We start from the raw sequence: 19875 nt of genomic DNA on the forward strand, positions 1-19875 counted from the left end.
AACCTGTCTGAGTCCCGCTAGAGGGGCCTGCCGCATCCGCCGAAAGGCGAGGCAGGCCGGCAAGCGAATAACGGTCTCTCATCACGAGAGACTGAGACTTGTCATGCGCCGAATCCGCAAGGGTGAACCGGCGCAAACCTCCGGACAACTGACACAATGGATATCTCTCGCGCCGAACAGCGCATCCTCCACCTGCTCGCTCAGGGCGGGCGAATTGAAGTCATCAGACAGAAGAAGAAACTCGCTGAACTCCACTGCTACAGTCGCGACGGGTGGCGCTTTCCAGGACTCGATGAGCACCTCTTCCGGAAGCTCAAACGCAAGCGCGCCATCGCCTCCCGGCGTGGCGAGCCCTATCGCATAACAAGACGCGGGCTGGAGCTGGTGCGGTCTGAACTCGATAACAGGTGATCGGTGGCGGCTGGCGCTATTTCAGAAGCGTCGGCCGCCTGTCGTCCTTTCCCTTGTGGCCGCAAGCGCAGTCATCAAACTATGACTTGCCGGACACACATTGAACAATTAAAAATATATTCATCGTTCAATGCGGGATAGATATGAGCGCACGAATTTTCATCTGGGTCGGGCATCCCCGGTCGACTTCTCTCTCAAAAGGAATGGCTGATGCCTACCAGGCCGCAGCCGAAGCGACAGGTGCAGAAGTGCGCCGTATCGATCTTGATGACATGCACTTCGACCCGGATCTCGAAGAAGGCTATCACGCGCGCAAGACGCTCGAGCCATGCCTTGAACAATGGCGTGAACATACGCTTTGGGCGAACCACCTTGTCTGGGCCTATCCGCAATGGTGGGGTGGCATGCCCGCAAAGATGAAAGGGGTCATCGACCGCTCCTTTCTGCCAGGCTTTGCGATGCGCTATCATGAAAAGGGGCCGTGGTGGGACAGGCTGCTCGCCGGACGTTCGGCAGATATCATCATGACGTCCGATGCGCCGGTGCTGTGGGACTCGCTCTCCTATCGCCGCGCAGCCAAGCATCAGGTAGAGCGCACTGTCCTGAATTTTGCCGGTATCAAGCCGTTCAGGACCTTCCAGTTCGGCCCAGTAAAAACCGCCTCGCAGTCGCAGGTCGACAAATGGCTCGCCCGGGTCACACAGCGCGGCACGCGGATGGCCAGGCTATTGTCGGCGAAGAGCTGACTTGCTGGCGCTGAAGGGCCGGTCCAGACTGGCACCATGAAAACGTCCCCTGAGACCCATGTCCCGCTCGAAGGCTATGGCGAGCCAAGCTGGGAAGAGATGCTGGTGCGCGTGCGTACCTTTCATGAAAAGCTGCGCAAACGCCGCTCCGTGCGTCATTTCTCCGACAAGCCGGTCATCAAGGATGTGATTGAAGGCTGCGTCTGGGCGGCGGGCTCGGCACCCTCAGGGGCCAATCACCAGCCCTGGTACTTCGCCTGCGTCGGGTCACCCGAAAAGAAGCGCCAGATTCGCCTGGCCGCCGAAGCCGAGGAGCGCGCCTTCTATGCAGGCAAGGCGGGCGAGGAATGGCTCGACGCGCTCGCCCCCATCGGGACGGATGCGGAGAAACCGTATCTGGAGACCGCGCCCTGGCTGATCTGCATCTTTGCGCAGCGCCGCGGCGGTGTGGATGCGGGCGAGGACAACAAGAATTACTACATCCATGAAAGCGTTGGCATCGCGACCGGCTTGCTGATCGCGGCGTGCCATGAGGCCGGACTCGCGACGCTGGTGCACACGCCGAACCCGATGACCTTCCTGAACGAGATCTGCGAGCGCCCTAAGACTGAAAAGCCATTTCTCATTCTTGTCGTTGGTCACCCCGCCGAGGATGCTGTCGTGCCGAAACATGCGCTGAAGAAGAAAGACCTGCGCGACATACTCGGCTTCCTGTAGGCGAATGCGTCAGCTCGACTGTGTGTCGGTGCGCACAATCTCCACTTTCGGCCCGGAGAAGTGCAAGTAGCGGCAGGAATTTTCGGTCGGCCCGGGCTGTTCGCCCCTTACGGTCAGCGCATAGACGCCCCTGGCATCCTTCGGGATGCGGCCCGTTGTGCCGCCACGCGTCTTCAGGTCTCTCACCTTTCCATCCTGGCGCAGGGCGAGGCCCGACCAGTCCCACTCCGATAGCGTCGCAGGCTGGTCGATCAGCGTGTCGGCCGCAATGCTGAGTGGCACGGGCTGTTCGAAACTGCCATCCTGCTTGACGAAAAGCTGCGTCAGCCAGACGCCGTCCCCGGACCGCACCACACCGATAGCAAGCTGGTTTACATCATCAGCCAGGATCGCCTTGCGGTGGCCCGGGCTGTCCATCAGGCCCTCATGAAGTTTCTGGACGACCGTGTCCCAGTCCACCGCGCCCATCACGGCCGCGATATTCTCCCGCTGCACGCTGGACAGCAGCGTCCGGTCGAAAGCTGCGATGCGTGCGGCCGGCAATCGCTCATCCAGTCCCTTATGTGAAAAGAATTCATTCACGGCCATGTCGAGGCTGTGCCAGCGGGCGGCGTCGCGCATTTCGATGCGTACGGAGAGTTCAGGAAGGTCGCGGGTGCGGCGCTCATCATTGATGAGCTCGACGATTTCCGCCTCGAACCCCTCGTCGAACACGTAACCGTCCGGCAGCTCGGCAAGGCAGGCCTGGCCGTTGAGAACATATTCCGGCAGGTCGGCTGAGCGGGCAGCGAGTGAGACGTCGCACATCGCATGCGCGCCGAGCGGGATCAGCGCGAAAAGCGCTGCCAGTATCCTCACCTTCCCAATCATGACGGGCACTCTAGCCCGAAAATGGTTTACAGGACACCAGCGCTTTGCAGGCGGGAGAGAACCGGCGCCAGCATCCGGTCGATGGCCTCCTCGCCGGGACAGACCTTGCCATAGGCGGGAAGGCCTTCATCCGCGATGACGAGGTCTGCTTCGAACATGGACGGAAAGGTGAAACGATAATGGGCGGCGCGAACTGTCTTCAGGTAATGTTCAAGCACGTTCTGCACCGACCGGCCGCGCTCGATCACATCGCGGCGAAGGCGTCTTGCGAGCCTCAGATCGTCCGGCGTGTCGACATAGATCGACAGGTCAATCATCGGCAGGAGTTCGGGCACGGAGAGGGCGTGTATCCCTTCCAGGATGATCACCGGTCTCGGCTCGATCCGGAAGGTCCGCGTCGTGTCCCTGTCATGTTTGTCGAAGTCATAGACCGGCTGTTCCACCGCCTGACCTGATTTCAGTGCCCTGATATCGTTGACGAGGTGGCGATTATCCTTCGACGCCGGGTCGTCATAATTGGCCTGCTCAATGATCGCCGCGCGCTGCTCCGGCGTTTCGCACGGACCATAGTGGCGCATCGGCCAGTAATATCCGTCCTCGTGGAAGATCACGGCCCTGTCTGTGCCGAGCTTGTCGATCAGCGCGTCGGCCAGCGTGGACTTGCCAGAGCCAGATCCGCCCGACATGGCAACGAGATATGCTTCAGGTTTGGACATGCCTTGCGTTTAGACCGAAGAGGCGCGGCAGGAAAGCACCCAACCCACCCCGACCCTTCCAAGAGGAGAGGGGGCGATGGAAGTAATCGTTTCAATGTGTCGCCCGCCAGTGGTTCGACTTCGCTCACCATGGCGGGCTATTTCAGACGTCAGTGAAGGCCGGCATGGTGAGCGAAGTCGAACCATGAGGCCGTCGGCGAATCGTCAGCGGTCGGCCACACCTCAATCCCCCTCCCCGTTTATCCTGAGCTTGTCGAAGCAAGGCGGGGCGCGGTTAGGCACCAAGGCCTGGAACCGAAAAGGGCGCCCTGCGCTGCAGGACGCCCTTCTTCAAAAGACGGGAGCCTCTTCCCGTCTCGGGGATGATCTATTGCATTGAGACCATCGGGCCCTGCAGCACATAAGTGTCTGCATTCATCTCGACGAGGACGTTGAGGTAGGCGTGCTCGTCGGCCGCAAGATTATCTGCGGTCACACGCATGATCTTGCCGCCGGCGAGCCGCTGGCCGCTCTCATCAGAGAGGTTCCACCCAGCCGTGCGGAGCATCTTGTCATGGATACGCGGGTCGAGGCTCGTGCCGGATGCCAGCGACAGGGGCAGCGGCTGTTCCAGCTCGCCGTCCACGGTGGTCAGCATCTGCACGACATAGATCTTGCCATTCGCTTCTGCGACGCCAATCCCGGTATCGGTGAACGTCTCGTGTGTGAGGTTCTCGCGATTGGTGGCATCTGAAATGATCATGTCGAACACTTCGCCGGAATCGGCATCGGCTGACATGACCACGACATTGGAGCCGGTAGAGCCGGTCAGCAGCTGACGGTCCAGTGCGCGCATGCGGTAGACATGGCCGCGGCCTTCAAGGTCATTGTGTCCTGCATAATTGCGGGCCGCCATGTCGAGGGCATGGGCGCGTGCGGCCTTGTCGAGCGAGGCGCGGCGGGCGACCGGCTCAAGACCGGCATTGCTACGGGCCGCATTGGTAAGGTCGGCAAGGCTGGCTTCCATCTCATCTGCGAAGGCGTCGTTTTCCGCGAGGCAGGCATCGACCTCCTGAACATAGGAAACGAGTGAGGTTCCATAGCCGTCGGAGAGGTCGCATACCGACTCTGCCGAGGCTGCGAATGTACCGCCCGCTGCCGCCAAGGCCAGCAGAGATGCGGTGCGAAGAGTGTCATATTTCTGTAACATAACTGCATCATTTGAAATGTGACAGTTCTGTGTCAATAGAAAAACTGGGCTGCAGTGCAGCATTTTTAAAGTCCGTCTACGGACAGACTCTGATTTTATTGCGCTTTTCAGCTGACATATTCCGCTAGCGAAACGAAAAAGGCCGCCCCCGAAGGAGCGGCCTTTGACTCTAAACGCTTTATTGGCGGTGCGGACTATTCAGCGTCGGCTTCCGCCGCTTCCTTGTCCTTGCCGGTCTCCTGGTCGACGGTCTTCATGGACAGGCGGACCTTGCCGCGGTCATCGAAGCCCATGAGCTTGACCCAGACCGTGTCGCCTTCCTTGACGATGTCCTTCGGGTGGCCAATGCGCTCTTCTGCCATCTGCGAGACGTGCACCAGGCCGTCCTTCGGACCGAAGAAGTTCACGAATGCGCCGAAGTCCTTGATCGAGACGACCTTGCCTTCATAGATCTCGCCGACTTCGGGTTCGGCCGTCAGTTCGCGGATACGCTTCTTGGCCGCATCGATCGACGCGCGATCGAGCGCGGAGATCTGGATCGTGCCATCGTCCTCGACATTGAGCTTGGCACCCGTCGTGTCGACGATATCGCGGATCGTCTTGCCACCGGAACCGATCACGTCACGGATCTTGTCGACCGGGATGTTCACGATTTCCATTTGCGGTGCGTTCTCAGAGAGCGCGTCGCGGGCACCGGAAAGCGCCTTGTTCATCTCGGCGAGGATGTGAGAGCGGCCACCTTTTGCCTGGGCAAGAGCGGTGTCCATGATCTCCTTGGTGATACCGGCGATCTTGATGTCCATCTGCAGCGAGGTGATACCCGCTTCCGTGCCGGCAACCTTGAAGTCCATGTCGCCGAGATGGTCCTCGTCGCCAAGGATGTCAGAGAGAACGGCAACGCCCTCGTCATCCTTGATGAGGCCCATGGCGATACCGGACACCGGACGGCTGATCGGAACGCCAGCGTCCATCATGGCCAGTGCACAGCCACAGACCGTCGCCATCGAGGACGAGCCATTGGACTCGGTGATCTCGGAGACGAGACGGATGGTGTACGGGAACTCTTCCGGCTTGGGCAGGACGGCCTGAAGCGCGCGCCAGGCGAGCTTGCCGTGACCGATTTCGCGGCGGCCGGCACCGCCCATACGGCCGGTCTCACCGACAGAGTATGGCGGGAAGTTGTAGTGAAGCAGGAACTTCTCCTTGTGCGTTCCGCCCAGGCCGTCGATGAATTGCTCATCGTCGGATGTGCCGAGCGTTGCGACACAGATTGCTTGCGTTTCACCGCGGGTGAACAGGGCAGAGCCGTGCGTGCGTGGCAGGAAGCCGGCTTCGGCGACGATCGGGCGAACCTGATCGAGCGAACGACCGTCAATGCGCTTGCCGGTCTTGATGATGTCACCGCGAACGACTTTCGCCTCGGCCTTCTTGAAGGCAGACTTGAAGACCGCCTCGGGCATGCCGTCCGGCTTTTCTTCGGTGGCGACGAGGGCTTCGGCAGCTTTCGTGCGGGCTGCGCCGACAGCTTCCTGACGCTCGAGCTTCTCGGTGATCTTGTAAGCAGCAGAAAGATCCGCGCCGACAAGGTCCTGGATCTGCTTGAGCTCAGCGGAAAGGTCTTCGCCTTCGAATTCGAACGGCTCTTTCGCGGCTTTCTCGGCAAGCTTGATGATCGCATCGATCACCGGCTGCATCGCTTCGTGGCCGGCCATGACGGCGCCCAGCATGACGTCCTCGGAAAGCTCCTTGGCTTCCGATTCCACCATCATCACGGCGTCATTGGTACCGGCGACGACGAGGTCGAGCTCGGACTCTTCGAGGTCAGCGGCTGTCGGGTTGATCAGGTACTGGCCGTCCTTGTAGCCGACACGGGCTGCGCCGATCGGGCCCATGAAGGGGGCACCGGACAGGACAAGTGCAGCGGAAGCGCCGATCATGCCGACGATATCCGGATCGTTCTCCATGTCGTAGGAGACCGCTGTCAGGACGACCTGGACTTCATGCTTGAAGCCCTCGACGAAAAGCGGACGGATCGGGCGGTCGATGAGGCGAGACGTCAGGGTCTCTTTCTCGGTCGGACGGCCTTCACGCTTGAAATAGCCACCCGGGATGCGGCCCGATGCGTAATATTTTTCCTGGTAGTTGACCGTGAGCGGGAAGAAGTCCTGCCCCGGCTTTGCCTGCTTGGCGAACACGGCGGTCGCGAGGACGGTCGTATCACCATACGTGACGAGGACGGCCCCGTCTGCCTGACGAGCGACACGGCCCGTCTCGATCGTCAACGTGCGGCCGGCCCATTCCAGCGACACGGTTTGCTTGTCAAACATCAAATTGTCTTTCTCTTCATACGAAAAGCCCGCCTGGACCCCATGTCCGGCGGGCTAGGTTTAGAGCTAGCGGCGAATGCCGAGCTCTTCGATGAGAGCGCTGTAGCGCCCTTCATTTTTCCTCTTCAGATAATCGAGGAGCTTGCGACGCGTGGCGACGAGGTTAAGCAGGCCGCGACGCGAATGGTGGTCTTTCTTGTTGGTCTGGAAGTGCTCGGTGAGGTTGTTGATGCGCTCTGTGAGGATCGCAACCTGGACTTCCGGAGACCCGGTATCGCCTTCGTTCTGGGCGAATTTCTTGATCAGTTCAGATTTCTTTTCTGCCGTAATCGACATCGTATATCTTTCTTGTTTTCGCCCCGTGGGGCGGGTGTAAAGGATCGCCTTCAATGGCGGGGTTCAGAAAGCCGGTTCTCACCATTCAGCCAGGGCCGGGATGTCGTCCAGCCGGGCTAGAGAGCGAGAAGTCCGTCTCAAGGGCGCGCACATCGCACATTTGGGCCCGAAAGGGAAGGGTGGAATGTAAGCCCTGACCGCTCTCTCCCCGCCCCGTCCCTCGCTCCTTCGACAGGCTCAGGATGGGGGGCGAACCATAACGGGCGAAAAGCGCAAACTCTGACATCATCGCCCCCTCCCCGCTCGCGGGGGGGGTATAGTGATGTTTGGGCAAAAATGCCTAGCGGGTTGATCGGTCGAACTTCAGCGATTTCCGCAGACGACAAGATCATCGAATAGTGGGCAGCCATTCATGCAGGTGCTCCGGTGCGAGCATCCCCCGCATCGATCAGAACTGAAGTACTTCCGAAAGTCCGTCATATTTTCTGACTTGAGCCAGATGTCACTCAGGGACAAGTCATTACTGAGGGTGTCGCCATCTGCCAAACCGCTTTGGAAAGAACAGGGATGAACTCTTAAGTCCTCCGAGACATACAACGAAAAACGGCCCGCATCGCAAGCGTCTACCAATGAAGTACTGGCGTTCGTGCGAGCAAAAACGCCGCTCACACAACAAGCATCGAAGCCAACTTTTAGTTTCGCCTGATCTGAGGTCGCCAGCTGAAAGAACTCATCCAACCGGTCGCTATGGCGTAGAAGTTTGGACTCATAGACTTTTCTGCCAGACGGCTTGTAGTTGAGAAAAATGAGTGCGTTAATCAGTTTCAAAAATTTTGGGGGAGACCTCAACCATTCAATTGCGGTCTCTATACTTTCAGAATCCAAAATGTAGTGAACGTTGGTTTTGATTTCATATTTGGCCAGCGTCTTTATTGTGTCTTCTGTTTCATCGTATGGCGGATACGCAGAAACAGCGACGGCTCCGCAGCACCGTTTAGTAGCGTCGAGAATTTCAGTCGAAAGACCTCTGCCATTGGTTGTGTAGTTGGGCACTACGCCCTTAGATTTTGTGTATTCTAGAATTTCTATGAAATCTGGGTGCTGATTGGGATTGCCGCCCCCAAGTGCCACTTGAAAAGTACCCATCTCTGCGGCTTGGTCGATTACCCACTTATAATCGTCCAATTTCATGTGCTGCCCCCGCCTAGTCGAGGATTTATAACAGAATGTGCAGCCTTTATCGCACCAGTTGGTGATAGAGATGTCCATCAATTCTGGGCCGTGCGGAGACCAAAACGGCTCTTTGGCCCCAGCATCGGGAACCCTGGCAAAGAATCCCGTCTCTGAATTGAAAAATGAAGTGTATCCTAGGCTTTTGAAGCGGTTTATTCGAAGCATTGTCTACCAAAAGCTATTGTATGCGTTGATGAAGAATTCGTCGGATTCAATCTGAAAGATACTTGTGCAAAGCACCATCTCAGCCAGGTCTTCTTCGCTGCTAAGAGAACCGGTGACGACGCGTTTGCCGCTTGCGACAGCAGTACGCATCTTATCGATTATTGCTGGAGTGAACCCATACTCGTCAGAAACAATATCAATTTGATTTTGTGATTGCAGTTCTCGGCCTCGCTGAATGCTGGAGCAGAGCTTAGAGTGCATCCGGAAAAATATGTCGGCAACGGGGCTTTCTCGGTCTACCCCAATTGCCTCGAAGAATGCATCTTCTGAAAGATCACTTTCCGCAATGTAGACGAACGAAGTTGATGAACTATTCGAGATGAAATCAATCTTCACTTTCATATTCGATCTCCATTCGGCTAATCACCTTCAGCACCGCTTCGAGTTGATGGTTTTCAAAAGCTGTGTCCAGCAGCGATGGCACGTATTTTATCCAAAATACGTGCTCTTTTTCTCGCTCAACATCAGAGAGAGTTTTACCATAGTAAATTTCGACGTAGTCGCTGAATGAAGCATACTCGACAGCATAGTACCTCTGGTATTCCCGCCTCAAATCAAGGGAAACAACGAACAAGACGTCGAAAATCTGCCCGAAAAGCTGGGCTGCTAATCCGTGGTGACGAATACGAAGGGCATCGAAGAATTGCTGTCGGTCCGGGCTCCAGGATGTCGCCAATATGAAGTCGTCGAACTGCATTATTCTCACCTAGCCGGTTCAGTTATTTCTACGACCATTTGACGGATAGTCTCGCTCTTGGCCGGAATCAAAAGTTCGATCGATTTTCGCAAAAGCCCCGCTCTAACGGCGCTCTCGACCCGGTTCTTGAACTTCTCTTTTGTTTCCCAGTCGGAGAATCCAGCAACTTGAAGCGCGAAGGAAACTACCGGCTTATCTAACCCGCCAATCTCCTCATCACTGAAGGTTATGATTGGCTCAATGAATTGCCCAATTCTATCCTTCCAACTGGTCCTCCCAAAATCTAGTGGTTCTGAGAAAGTTGATTTCATGAACGCAGCGCATTGGGTGTCAGTCAGCGAGTTGATGTGATCAATAAGTAGTTCGATGTTCACAATCTCAGTGTTGTTCCGGCGGCTAAACAGGAAGAACACCAAGTCGCGGAGAACAACATTCTTGCCCGGGTAATTTAGTAAGTTCCGAATTTTTTCTGCGTCCGAATCATTCTGATTATTCGGCGCGATTAAGTGAAGATTCAGAGCGTAGTGTTTGAGGAATTCCTCGGACTCCTCACACAATTCGAGGACAGAAGTTTTCGAACGCATTCTTGATAAGAGATAGACATAGCGAAATAATCCTTCGCGAATTGGCAGTTGTGGCAGGCGCTCAAACAAGGCCTTCATCTCAGCGAAGTTTTGTTCGCTCAATTCGCTGACGACATATTCAGCAATGACATAATCTCGAAGTTCGTCATAAATGAACGACGCGTTCTCGGAGCCAATTGATGATAATCCAGCATCCGGAACCTCTCTCCGGAGCACAACGTCATCCGATATCAATCGGTCAACAGTCTCCAGTTCTGCGTTCGTGAAATTTCGTAATGAGATGTGTGAAAACTCCTCCTGTTCGATCATCGTCTTCGCGATTTTGAACAAGGTGGGAACCATATTTCTTTGGTGTTCTCTGGAGAAAGCGTCGGCGCGCATTCGCAGATAACTCTCAAACAGGTCTCCTTTGTATATATCGGATACGAATTCACCCGAGGAACCTCTTCTGTTCTCACAAAAGATTCTTAGCAAAAGAAGATCATTCTTCAGAAAGTTAGCCGCCCTTTTCGACAAATCGAGGGAAATGGAGAAGTGCTTGAAATACGCCTCTATAAGACGATCCTTCGACGCATTCGACATTCGGGATTTTAAGTCGTTTATCCTGTAGATTTTGTCGGAAAATGGTTCGCTGAGGAGCGTTGAAAATCGCTGATCAAAAAATTCGCTGCGACAGGTGATCAACACCTTGATCGACTGATATTGGCAGACTGCATCCAAGAAGATTTTGAGCTCGGCATTAAATTCACTCAGAGCGCCAACTTCGTTGATCCCGTCTATCGCTATTACAAATGGCTTGCTGTTTTCATTCGCTACCCGCTCAAACAAGCTCAGGAGTTCGTGCAGAGTTTCAGCTTCGGGAGCGTATCGATTATTTGCAATGAACTGCACTATTCTGTTCGGCGCCTGGAAATTGTTCAATTCCCTTGCTGGCACAAATAAGGAAGGAATTTCGAACTTCCGGAATTGGTTTTCGATCAGATCGCAGACAAAGTTTGTTTTTCCTTGACCGGCCATTCCGGTGACGAGGAATATTTTAGCTTTGGCAATGTAGATCGCTTCGATCGCTTTATCGACTCCAGACTGAATTCCGCTACCGCTGCTTTCAATCTGGAAGCTGAACAGCTGCCACTCAGTCTCCTTGGTTTCGACGGGCTTATATCTCTGCTGTTTATCCCCTCCCCAAGCAAAAGGCGCCACAGCCTCTCTTATTCGAACCAGGGCATCATTTTGGACCGTCAACTTTTCAGATAATTCATCTAGTGAAGAGGGTGCCTCTTGGACTTTTGCCGCCGCAAGATCAACTTCCACCCTGTCAACGCCAGCTAGCCCGAGCAACTCATTGAGGCCGTCGAAACTGAGCCTGTTAATCGCATCATCGATCTTTCTATGAAAGAATAGGGGATTAGCGAAATACCGCACAGCATCCTTGGCAGCGCAGCATTCTACAAATACCGCAGGAATGTATTTGCCAGTGTTCTTCTCAAACTCAATTTTGCTGCGCCCGATTTCCAGGAATTTTTGTAGATTCTGATTGAATTTCTTGGTTGCATCAGCTCGAGAGTATTCTTGCTCAAGAGCACTGCAAACGGCCTGAATAACTGCGGTGTCGGATTCGCTAAGACGCTTTGACAAATCCCTGTAGTCAATGATGTGTTTGCGCACGTCAAATTCGACTGAGAGCGCATCTATCTCAGCGGCCAATTTTGTTGAGGAATAGCTTTCCTGCTTGGTGGTGATGATCAGGACATAGACCTCATCATATTTTGTATGGAGCTGGTGTTCTCGAAACTTCCGCAAAGTTTCAGTAATCTTGGCGCTAGATCGGTCAGATGTGACTTGGAATGAAATGCGATTACCTTCGCTCCCCAAATCGATGGCGGGAAAATTTGATTTATCCCGGTTCTGATTTCTTAAATCGGGACATCCAAATAGTTCCGCCAAAACCGGGGTATAAACATCTTCTGCAACTTGGTTGATATCAAAATGTCCGCCCGAATTCGCGATGGTCACGTGAGTGGTGAGGCGAGCTAACAGGTCTTGGGATCGTTGAAGGTATTCAAGTCGATTCATGTGGAAGCTACGGTGAGATTAATGCTGATCAACGCAGTAGATGCAATATCGAGTTTATCTTGGATTGATCCATACAGGGGAAGCGATGATTCGAGCAAATTCAGGGTTGATTCGAACAACTCCATCAGTCTGCAAATCAAAATCCGCCCCCGAAAATGTCTCTTCCGCGATGAGCCTCAAGATCACTCGATCGATCACGGGTCGCATCGGCTCCATCAAATCCAAAGCGAATGACGGCGTGTTGTCTTTGTGCTTTTCGCGCTGGTCATGCATCACGCCAATCATTGGATCATAGCCGTCCGCGATTGCCTGGATTTTCGTTTGGGTCAGCAAAGCTGTGTAGGCGTAGTTCAGCATCGCATTCACCGGGTGCGAAGCATTCCGGTTTGGCTCTTTCTTCGATGAGTTTAGCGACGATCGAGCGGTAAAGCTCCGCCACTCATCGGGAATGGGATAGCGTTTTCCGGCTTTCCATTTGATGTCGAGGTGCTGCCAGGCTCGCCAATACCAATAAGCCGCCTTGCCTTCTTGCCCGCGTAGTCTCTGCACGGTGTCGGCTTGTCCGTCCCGAATGAATTCGAGACAGGATGAAACGGTTTCGATCGCTCGATTTCGTGATGCTGAAGCAGGCAGAAAATCCTGAAGCGTTACCAGTGCGGCTTCCAGCTTTTGGATTGTCAGTGGGATCGCAAACTCGACTTTCAGAGCTTCGCTTTCACGAGCCTTTAGTTGCCAGGCGACATTTTCTGGATCGGCAGCGTAGCCATTTGGGCTCATCACTGACGCGTTTGAACCATCGTATTTAACCCGGATAAGCGGGATGCCCTGATCAGCTAGCCAATCGATTGCGTCCAGAGTAATTGAACCTGCGCCGTCGATAATCACAATGCGTGGCGGTAATTCCAGACTGCCTTTGAAGTACGTAATTGCTAATTGCGATTGCGGAAAATGCGTTCGCCCGTTTCGAACAACTAATCGGCCTTTATCAACGGAAATGGAAAGCCCGAATCCATTGAGGATTAGCGGTGCTTTTTGCTTTTCCCGTCGCTTTCGAATTGGCTTTTGCTTTTCCGATTGCGCAATCCAATACGAACAGCGCTCAGCCCATTCATCGACTTCCAGCTTCGAGTATTGGGCTTGCATTTCCATTTCGAATTACCCCGAATTACTATTTCAATTCACAATAAGGATTCTAATTCGAAATGGCCGAAAACTTAAATAAAATCTGGGCTAAATCGAAGCCGCTCAAGCACTATTTTGACGAGTTACTCGCCGCCATTCGAGATCAAAATTCGGAACAACTAATCGAGCAAATCAAGCATCTAGATATAGCTGAGAGTTCAACGAACCTAAATCGCACGCTTTCTTCCGCAGCCCAATCTTTGGCAATTTCAAATGCTGAAAGAGAGTACAGGTCTGATGCATATGACCAATTGCGGAACGCCTTAATCGCGGAAGAAATACGGCTGATTGGTATTACCGACCAAGATAATTCGATAGTCGAAATCGGACCTGACTATTGGATCGGAGCGGATATTTCTGCGGAATTGAACCAGGCCCGCTCCGACGATCGGAGTTTTCGCGATCTGAGGGTTCTAAAAGCACAGTACACCCCTCCGACGGAGAGACCTCCAACTACTGGACCGAAGAGCGCCAAGAGCCGACGGGTCGCAATAATAACAGCATGTCTAGAGGCAGGCCTTACCGACTTCGATCGAGACAACATCGAAACCAGATTTGCCGCATACCGAAGATACATCGACGAACACCACCCTCATTGGGACACGAGGAGCAAGTTTAGTCTCAAGTCATTTGAGCGAGATGAGAAAATATTTAAACCTCTGAAAAATCAGTCCTAATTTCTCCTCAAATTTAATGGGGAGACAACTGAGACGAATTAGGAGAACGCCCGCGCCAGATTTGGTCCGACATCAGCAATCGGATCAAACATGGCCCGCAAGAGAGACTACAAAGCAGAGTATAAGCGCCGCAAAGCGCGCGGGCTTGCCCGCGGTCTGACGCTTTCTCAGGCGCGCGGACACCCGAAAGCCAGCGAACTCTCTGCTTCCGGCAAAGCCGTCTCAGCCGCCGCTGACGCTCGCATTCAATCGGCGATCTCTGCGATGGGTGAAGGCGCATCACTTACCCGAGCGGCCAAGACTTATAAAGTCTCCGCTGAAAGACTGAAGCGAACGGTCCAGGCGAAAAGGCTAGGGTCGAAGATCAACAATCGCTGGGTGCTGACGGATCAGCGCCCGCGCCGCGTCCCACTGATTAATAAAGACGCCCAAACCATCGCCGTCACAGTCGCGGGCTTCCCCGAAGCAAGCCGTGTCGGTGTCTACTTCAATCGGGTCGGTAGGCTCGTTCTTACGCAAGACACGTCGTTGTTGGACGAATTCGAAGACGAAGCCGTTCGCGACGTGCGTGGAAACGATCACCCGCTCATCACAGACCCCAATACATTGATCCGATACGTCCAAAAGGACGAGCCGTCCTTCACGGAAATCTACAAAGTTCTTGAACCTGGGGAGGGCGCGATATGAAGCCGCTCATCTCCTCTTCTGACTTAAGCGATGAGCGCGACTTCCGCAGGCTTAAAACTCGCCACCCCATTTGCTTGTTGTGCGCGTTCGAAGAGCTGAAAGCGGCGCTTCAGCGCTCGCACATCATCCCCCGACAGTTCGGCATCCATGACGCAATCATCGAGTGCCTGAATTGCCATTGCATCACATCAGAAATGGAGAAGACGATGCCTTACTCACCCCAAACAGGGCGACCTGATCATGAGCGGATCGCGCGATACTTGCTGGCCCTCGCCAACAGAAGCCAGAAGTTTGCAGCAACAGCGACTACGTTCGCCGAGCAGTTGCTCAAATTTGCCGAAGAAGAAGCAAAGCAGATCGACGGAGATGATGATGCCGCCGTTGACTGATCTCGATCTCGCTGTAAGGGCTTTCAGCTACAAGCCTGAAAGGAAGCCGCTCGGCTACTTCTATGATCGCCAACAAGCTGATCTCACATCTGATTGGGAGATCATTTTCGATACAGAGACGACAACTGATAATAGCCAGAAGCTTCGGATCGGTATTTGCCAGGTTCGCAAATCGGGAAAGTTGCAGGGAGAGTTCCTATTCGTCGCGGACGATTTGCCCGCAAGCGATCTCGCTGTGGCGATCGCTTATTGCGACGAACACAATCTAGAACTGATCACCGTCGAAGAGTTCCGACATGAGATCATTCTCAAAATTGGCTATCACGCCAACGGAACGATCATCGGTCACAATCTTCCCTACGACATTGCGAGAATTGCGACGGATTCAAGCGAAGCGCGTCTTAGTATGCGCGGTGGATTCAGATTTGAAGTGTCGCCTGACATCTATCAGCCGAACATTCGAGTGAAACAGCTGAACCCATCGGCTTCGCTCATAGACTTCGCTGCGCCCGCCAAACAGTTCACGGGCCGGGGCATGCGCAAACGCGGTGTGAAAGTGCCCGTCAATCGCGGCTGCTTCATCGATACAAAGACTATTTCTTCCGCGCTGCTAACAGGCCGGTTCTCGTTGAAGCGACTTTGCAAGCGCTTAGGTGTCGCCACTCAGAAACACGAAACAGAAGAGCACGGCGGGCCGCTTTCATTCGATTACATCGATTATGCCCGCGCCGACGTTCAAGCCACCTGGGAGTGCTATTCTACTTTGAAAGCGCTCTATGCGAGCTACGGGCTCGATACGCCGCTCAACAAAATTCTGAGCGAAGCGAGCATTGGGAAAGCGCTCCTCAAGCGAATGGGTATTAAGCCTTACCTTCATCGTGGTTGGGATGGCATCGCGCCGGACATCATGGGCGCACTTATGGCCACCTTTTTTGGGGGGCGGGCGGAAGTTCGAAACCGGCGCGTGATCAAAGAGGTTTTCCACTGCGACTTCAAATCAATGTACCCGACGAACAATGCGCTCTTGGGACTTCATGAGTTCCTTATCGCAGATAGCATCGAACACTATGACGCGACTGAAGACGTTCGAAGCATCCTCCGAGATATAGAACTTGAAGACCTACAAAAGCCTGAGACCTGGAAACGACTTTGTGCGATCGTAAAGCTCAAGCCGCGAGGCGATGTGTTGCCGGCGCGGGCTCAGTATGATCCTGACAAAGACACGCTCACGATCGGGCTCAACCACATCCATTCCGATCATTCCCTTTGGTACACGCTGCCAGACGTGATCGCGTCGAAGCTTCTGACCGGTCAAACGCCAATCATTGAAGAGGCGATAGGTTTTCGGGCTGGTCGGCCGCAAAAGGGCTTACGCGCAATCAACTTGCTGGGGCGCGAAGACTTTCACTTCGATCCGACACGCTCGGACATGTTTGTTGAACTGATCAACATGCGCGATGGCGCAAAAGCCGCCAAAGATGCGATCGAGAAGCAGCTCAAAATTCTCGCCAACTCAGCCTGCTATGGCATCTTTGCCGAAGTCATTCGTGACGATCACCCGAAGCCCAAACCGATCTCTTATGTAGGGCTGGATGGCGAGCCCCAATCGTTTGAGACGAAAGCCGTCGAAGAGCCAGGTAAGTTCTTCAATCCATTGCTGGCGACCCTCATCACCGGTTCATCACGGTTGATGCTGGCGTGCGCCGAATGCGTCGCTATTCGCGAAGAGCTGGACTGGGCATTCTGCGATACTGATAGCATTGCGCTTGCTCGTACCGATGGCATGTCGCGGACAGACTTTCACGATCGGGCAAAACGTGTCGTGGATTGGTTCGCCGCACTCAATCCTTACAACGCGGCAGGTTCAATTCTTCAACCCGAGAAGGTGAATTATCACCCTAAGCACAAAGGGCTAGTCGAGCCGCTTTATTGTTGGGCGATCTCTGCGAAACGTTATTCGCTCTTCAATCTGTCAGCGGAAAAGACGCCAATCATTCGCAAGGCGTCGGCCCACGGTTTGGGGCATTTGATGTCGCCCTATGACGAAACCAATCCAGCGAAAGGCGTACCCGATCCATCCGTGAGCCTGTCCGAGATTGGCGTTCAGCGATGGCAATATGATTATTGGTATTTCACCATCTCAGCGGCGCTAAATGGCACACCTAATCAGGTGCGGCTGGACTTTCATCCAGCGCTGAAGCTTCCAGCCATTCAGAGATACACCGCCAGCAGTCCCGCTCTTTTGCATTGGATGAAAACCTTCAACGAAGGCAAGTCATATGCTGATCAGGCGAAGCCGTTTGGATTTATGGCAATCCCTATGCGGCGCAAGCGCGTTCACAGCGCTTTGGAGGTAGCGGTTGTCGATCCGAGTAAACGAGGGCGGCCTACGAAATCGCCTCAGTCGAAAATCTATCCCGTCGCCCCGTTTGACCGCGACCCGCAGGAAATATTGAAATCAGTTTTTTGCCGTGAATCGGGCGAACCGATTACGTCCGACAGACTGGAAACCTACGCCGAAGCTTTGGCAACCTATCATCTAAGCTCAGAGATGAAGTTCGATAATGGCGAGCGCTTCGATCGAGGGCGAACCGAGCGACGGCACGTTCGAGTGCGGTCTGTTGGGTTGATTGGGAAGGAAGCGAACAAGGTTGGGGACTTTGGGGAAGATCGCGCGGTTGAAGTTTGCACAATATCATTTGACTGTAAGCAAAACAGTTGAAGGGGAAGACCTTCGACTATTGCATATTGAGGATTACGTGTCCGAAACCAAGAAGACGAGAACCCTATTTTTCGCTTGGCAAAGCGATCTTCCAAAAAGCGCTACTCTGAACCCAATAAGAAACGGACTGAGGAAGGCAATAAAGTCGATTGGCGATGGTCTAACCTATGATCACGCGACCCGTGAGATGTCGGGGAGTGAAGACATCACAGCTTCCATTAGAGAAAAAATTGAAAAAGCGGACATATTCGTAGCGGATATATCCGTAATTCGGGGGGCTTATAACGGCAAGCGGGCCGCGTTGAATCCGAATGTAGTTTTCGAGCTCGGCTTTGCGGTGGCTCACTTGGGATGGTCGAGAATTATTTTGTTGTTCAACGAACGTTATGGAAATCTCAAACGGGACACCCCCTTCGACTTTCAGAGTAATCGGATCGCTCCGTATTCGATGGATGATAATCCGACCTCAGAACAGAAGGACAACCTCAACAAATTGTTGCTGAGCGCAATTCGCGAAATCGAAGCTTCTAATCCTAAGAGGCCCGCCGAACTTAAAGGCAAATCAACTCACGAGATTCAACATGAGCGAGACAGCGCAAAATTGCGATGGCTACTTGAGCATCTACACTTGCCAACATTGGATGGTTTCGTGCACGACGCCCCCGCTCGGTTTCATCATCGGGTATTCAACTTTTACTACGACTTTCAGAGCGTCTTCAAAAACAGTCTCTGGCATCTGTATGATAGTCCGATGCAGGAATTGATTAAGCGTTTCAGCGACGCATGGGAGGACAGCCTAAGCCACCCGGCACGGTACAATATAGACTTGTCTGGGACGCACTACGTGTTTGCGAGTGACGATAGGTTTGAACCCCAAGATGAAGTTTCAAAGAGCTGGGACGAGATAACTGCGGCCTGTAGCGAAATGTCTGTCACGCTAGCCAAAATACTAAATCGTGTTCGAGATGCTTACCCGGAAATTGATCTAATGGAGACTAATCGCACCGCTTGGGAAAGGTATCTCGCAGACAGCGCTGACCCTCCTCAAAATTGACAGAAGTGAGATAAGTTCATCCCATGCTAGGCATTATGAAAAAGGCGTCGATCTGTCTCGCTATCGCTGTGAATGTTGTTCCGATTGCGCTTTGCCAGTCGCAAACTATGGAGTTCGAACTTCAATCCGATAGAGAGCGTTGCCCTAATTGCGTTTGGTTGCAGGCAACGGGGCTAATCAGTTCTCAAACGCCACGCGATTTTGACGAAGCGCTCGATATCTACCCGTTCGTTGACGAAATCCATCTAGATAGCTCCGGCGGTAACTTGGCTGCGGCTATCGAAATGGGGCTTTCAATCCGTGAGAAGGGCCTGAATACAAAAGTCGCAGGTTCGAGAGCCGATGAAGAAGACAATATCTTCCAGAAAATTCCGGGGCATTGCCATTCAGCCTGCGTTTTCTTGCTCGCAGGTGGTGTTTCACGCTCGGAAGAACAAAATAGTTCAATCGGCCTTCACCAATTTTCTGGGCCACTCGATGAAATCGCGCAGTACGACGCATTTTCTCTGGCGCAACAAACGAGCGGTGTGATTGTCAGCTATCTTGATGAGATGGGTATCAGCCCACGAGTCGCAGCAATAGCGTCGTCTGTTGACCCAACATCAATCTATGAGTTGTCCACGAGAGAGAAGTATGACCTCGACTTACTGAATGACAACCAATGGCCTCAACAAGCAGAACTTACAGAAGACCCTTTTGGAGATGCCGAGCGGCAAGCCCCAATATATCTGCTCACAAAGTGCGATGAGCCGAGATATGCACCGGGAAACTATTCCGTCAGAAAAGCCCAACAGTTGAACCGGGCTTTTAGAGAGTTGTGTATCGCATATACCTCGAAGATGAAGGAGAATAATCTGGCAACGCCGTGTCAACCAGCATGGGATTGGATGCTCGATACTGTGGCGAGAATGGAGCAGTATCCTGATATTTCCGGTTACTTGGCCTTGCCGCCTGGAAGCGCTCAACTAGTGACCCTCAAAGTTAGTAATTGTGCACTCGAGAGGGATCAGATGCTCCAGAAGCACCTCCGAGAGTAGCGA

19 protein-coding genes are annotated in these 19875 nt (G+C 53.6%); 9 read left to right on the plus strand and 10 right to left on the minus strand.

Going from position 1 to position 19875, the window contains the following annotated elements:
* Nucleotides 1-156 precede the first annotated feature (156 nt).
* From B8746_RS06480 to B8746_RS06490, 3 genes are all read left to right on the plus strand, one after another.
* The gene (locus B8746_RS06480) at nt 157-411 is read left to right on the plus strand and encodes a YjhX family toxin (protein WP_084392677.1); all 255 of its coding nucleotides are present in this window, start codon (nt 157-159) and stop codon (nt 409-411) included.
* Nucleotides 412-554: 143 nt separating this feature from the next.
* Nucleotides 555-1157 (plus strand): NAD(P)H-dependent oxidoreductase, encoded by a 603-nt coding sequence (locus tag B8746_RS06485; protein WP_084392680.1) that lies wholly within the window; start codon nt 555-557, stop codon nt 1155-1157.
* A gap of 36 nt (nt 1158-1193) precedes the next feature.
* Nucleotides 1194-1874 (plus strand): nitroreductase family protein, encoded by a 681-nt coding sequence (locus B8746_RS06490; protein ID WP_095380832.1) that lies wholly within the window; start codon nt 1194-1196, stop codon nt 1872-1874.
* 9 nt (nt 1875-1883) lie between these two features.
* Here B8746_RS06490 and B8746_RS06495 read toward each other — a convergent pair whose 3' ends face one another.
* From B8746_RS06495 to cas1, 10 genes are all read right to left on the minus strand, one after another.
* Nucleotides 1884-2744 (minus strand): CAP domain-containing protein, encoded by an 861-nt coding sequence (locus tag B8746_RS06495; protein WP_143434539.1) that lies wholly within the window; start codon nt 2742-2744, stop codon nt 1884-1886.
* A gap of 26 nt (nt 2745-2770) precedes the next feature.
* Nucleotides 2771-3460, minus strand: a complete 690-nt coding sequence (gene udk / locus B8746_RS06500) for a uridine kinase (protein ID WP_084392684.1) — start codon at nt 3458-3460, stop codon at nt 2771-2773.
* Nucleotides 3461-3827: 367 nt separating this feature from the next.
* The gene (locus B8746_RS06505; protein ID WP_158084552.1) at nt 3828-4649 is read right to left on the minus strand and encodes a CAP domain-containing protein; all 822 of its coding nucleotides are present in this window, start codon (nt 4647-4649) and stop codon (nt 3828-3830) included.
* A gap of 194 nt (nt 4650-4843) precedes the next feature.
* Nucleotides 4844-6976 carry a polyribonucleotide nucleotidyltransferase gene (gene pnp, locus B8746_RS06510; RefSeq protein ID WP_084392688.1) on the minus strand — a complete coding sequence of 711 codons (2133 nt, stop codon included), beginning with the start codon at nt 6974-6976 and terminating at the stop codon, nt 4844-4846.
* A 66-nt stretch (nt 6977-7042) separates the two neighbouring features.
* A complete protein-coding gene (gene rpsO, locus B8746_RS06515) occupies nt 7043-7312 on the minus strand; it encodes a 30S ribosomal protein S15 (RefSeq protein WP_084392690.1) in 270 nt (89 codons plus the stop codon).
* A gap of 363 nt (nt 7313-7675) precedes the next feature.
* On the minus strand, nt 7676-8710 hold the full coding sequence (locus tag B8746_RS06520; protein WP_084392693.1) for a radical SAM/SPASM domain-containing protein: 1035 nt from the start codon (nt 8708-8710) through the stop codon (nt 7676-7678).
* A 3-nt stretch (nt 8711-8713) separates the two neighbouring features.
* Nucleotides 8714-9112, minus strand: a complete 399-nt coding sequence (locus B8746_RS06525) for a hypothetical protein (protein ID WP_084392695.1) — start codon at nt 9110-9112, stop codon at nt 8714-8716.
* On the minus strand, nt 9096-9467 hold the full coding sequence (locus B8746_RS06530; protein WP_084392698.1) for a hypothetical protein: 372 nt from the start codon (nt 9465-9467) through the stop codon (nt 9096-9098). Before B8746_RS06530 ends, B8746_RS06525 begins: the two co-directional genes overlap by 17 nt.
* Nucleotides 9468-9472: 5 nt before the next feature.
* A complete protein-coding gene (locus tag B8746_RS06535) occupies nt 9473-12124 on the minus strand; it encodes an SMEK domain-containing protein (RefSeq protein WP_143434540.1) in 2652 nt (883 codons plus the stop codon).
* A 54-nt stretch (nt 12125-12178) separates the two neighbouring features.
* On the minus strand, nt 12179-13273 hold the full coding sequence (cas1, locus tag B8746_RS06540; protein WP_084392703.1) for a CRISPR-associated endonuclease Cas1: 1095 nt from the start codon (nt 13271-13273) through the stop codon (nt 12179-12181).
* Nucleotides 13274-13326: 53 nt separating this feature from the next.
* Here cas1 and B8746_RS06545 point away from each other — a divergent pair, with 53 nt between their 5' ends.
* The 6 genes from B8746_RS06545 to B8746_RS06570 all read left to right on the plus strand — a co-directional run bounded on the left by B8746_RS06545 (nt 13327) and on the right by B8746_RS06570 (nt 19872).
* Complete coding sequence (locus B8746_RS06545; RefSeq protein ID WP_084392705.1) at nt 13327-13983, plus strand: hypothetical protein; 657 nt, start codon at nt 13327-13329, stop codon at nt 13981-13983.
* Nucleotides 13984-14073: 90 nt separating this feature from the next.
* Entirely contained in the window at nt 14074-14670 is a 597-nt protein-coding gene (locus tag B8746_RS06550; RefSeq protein ID WP_084392707.1) for a hypothetical protein, read from the plus strand.
* Nucleotides 14667-15059: a hypothetical protein gene (locus B8746_RS06555; protein WP_084392709.1), complete on the plus strand. Its 393-nt coding sequence runs from the start codon at nt 14667-14669 to the stop codon at nt 15057-15059. Before B8746_RS06550 ends, B8746_RS06555 begins: the two co-directional genes overlap by 4 nt.
* Nucleotides 15004-17781, plus strand: coding sequence for a hypothetical protein (locus B8746_RS06560; RefSeq protein ID WP_143434541.1), 2778 nt, complete (start codon nt 15004-15006; stop codon nt 17779-17781). The genes B8746_RS06555 and B8746_RS06560 overlap by 56 nt, the downstream gene beginning before the upstream one ends.
* Nucleotides 17738-18835, plus strand: coding sequence for a hypothetical protein (locus B8746_RS06565; protein ID WP_143434542.1), 1098 nt, complete (start codon nt 17738-17740; stop codon nt 18833-18835). Before B8746_RS06560 ends, B8746_RS06565 begins: the two co-directional genes overlap by 44 nt.
* 23 nt (nt 18836-18858) lie before the next feature.
* On the plus strand, nt 18859-19872 hold the full coding sequence (locus tag B8746_RS06570) for a COG3904 family protein (protein WP_084392716.1): 1014 nt from the start codon (nt 18859-18861) through the stop codon (nt 19870-19872).
* Nucleotides 19873-19875 lie beyond the last annotated feature (3 nt).

The sequence above is a fragment of the Henriciella pelagia genome (assembly GCF_002088945.1).
GTDB lineage: Bacteria > Pseudomonadota > Alphaproteobacteria > Caulobacterales > Hyphomonadaceae > Henriciella > Henriciella pelagia.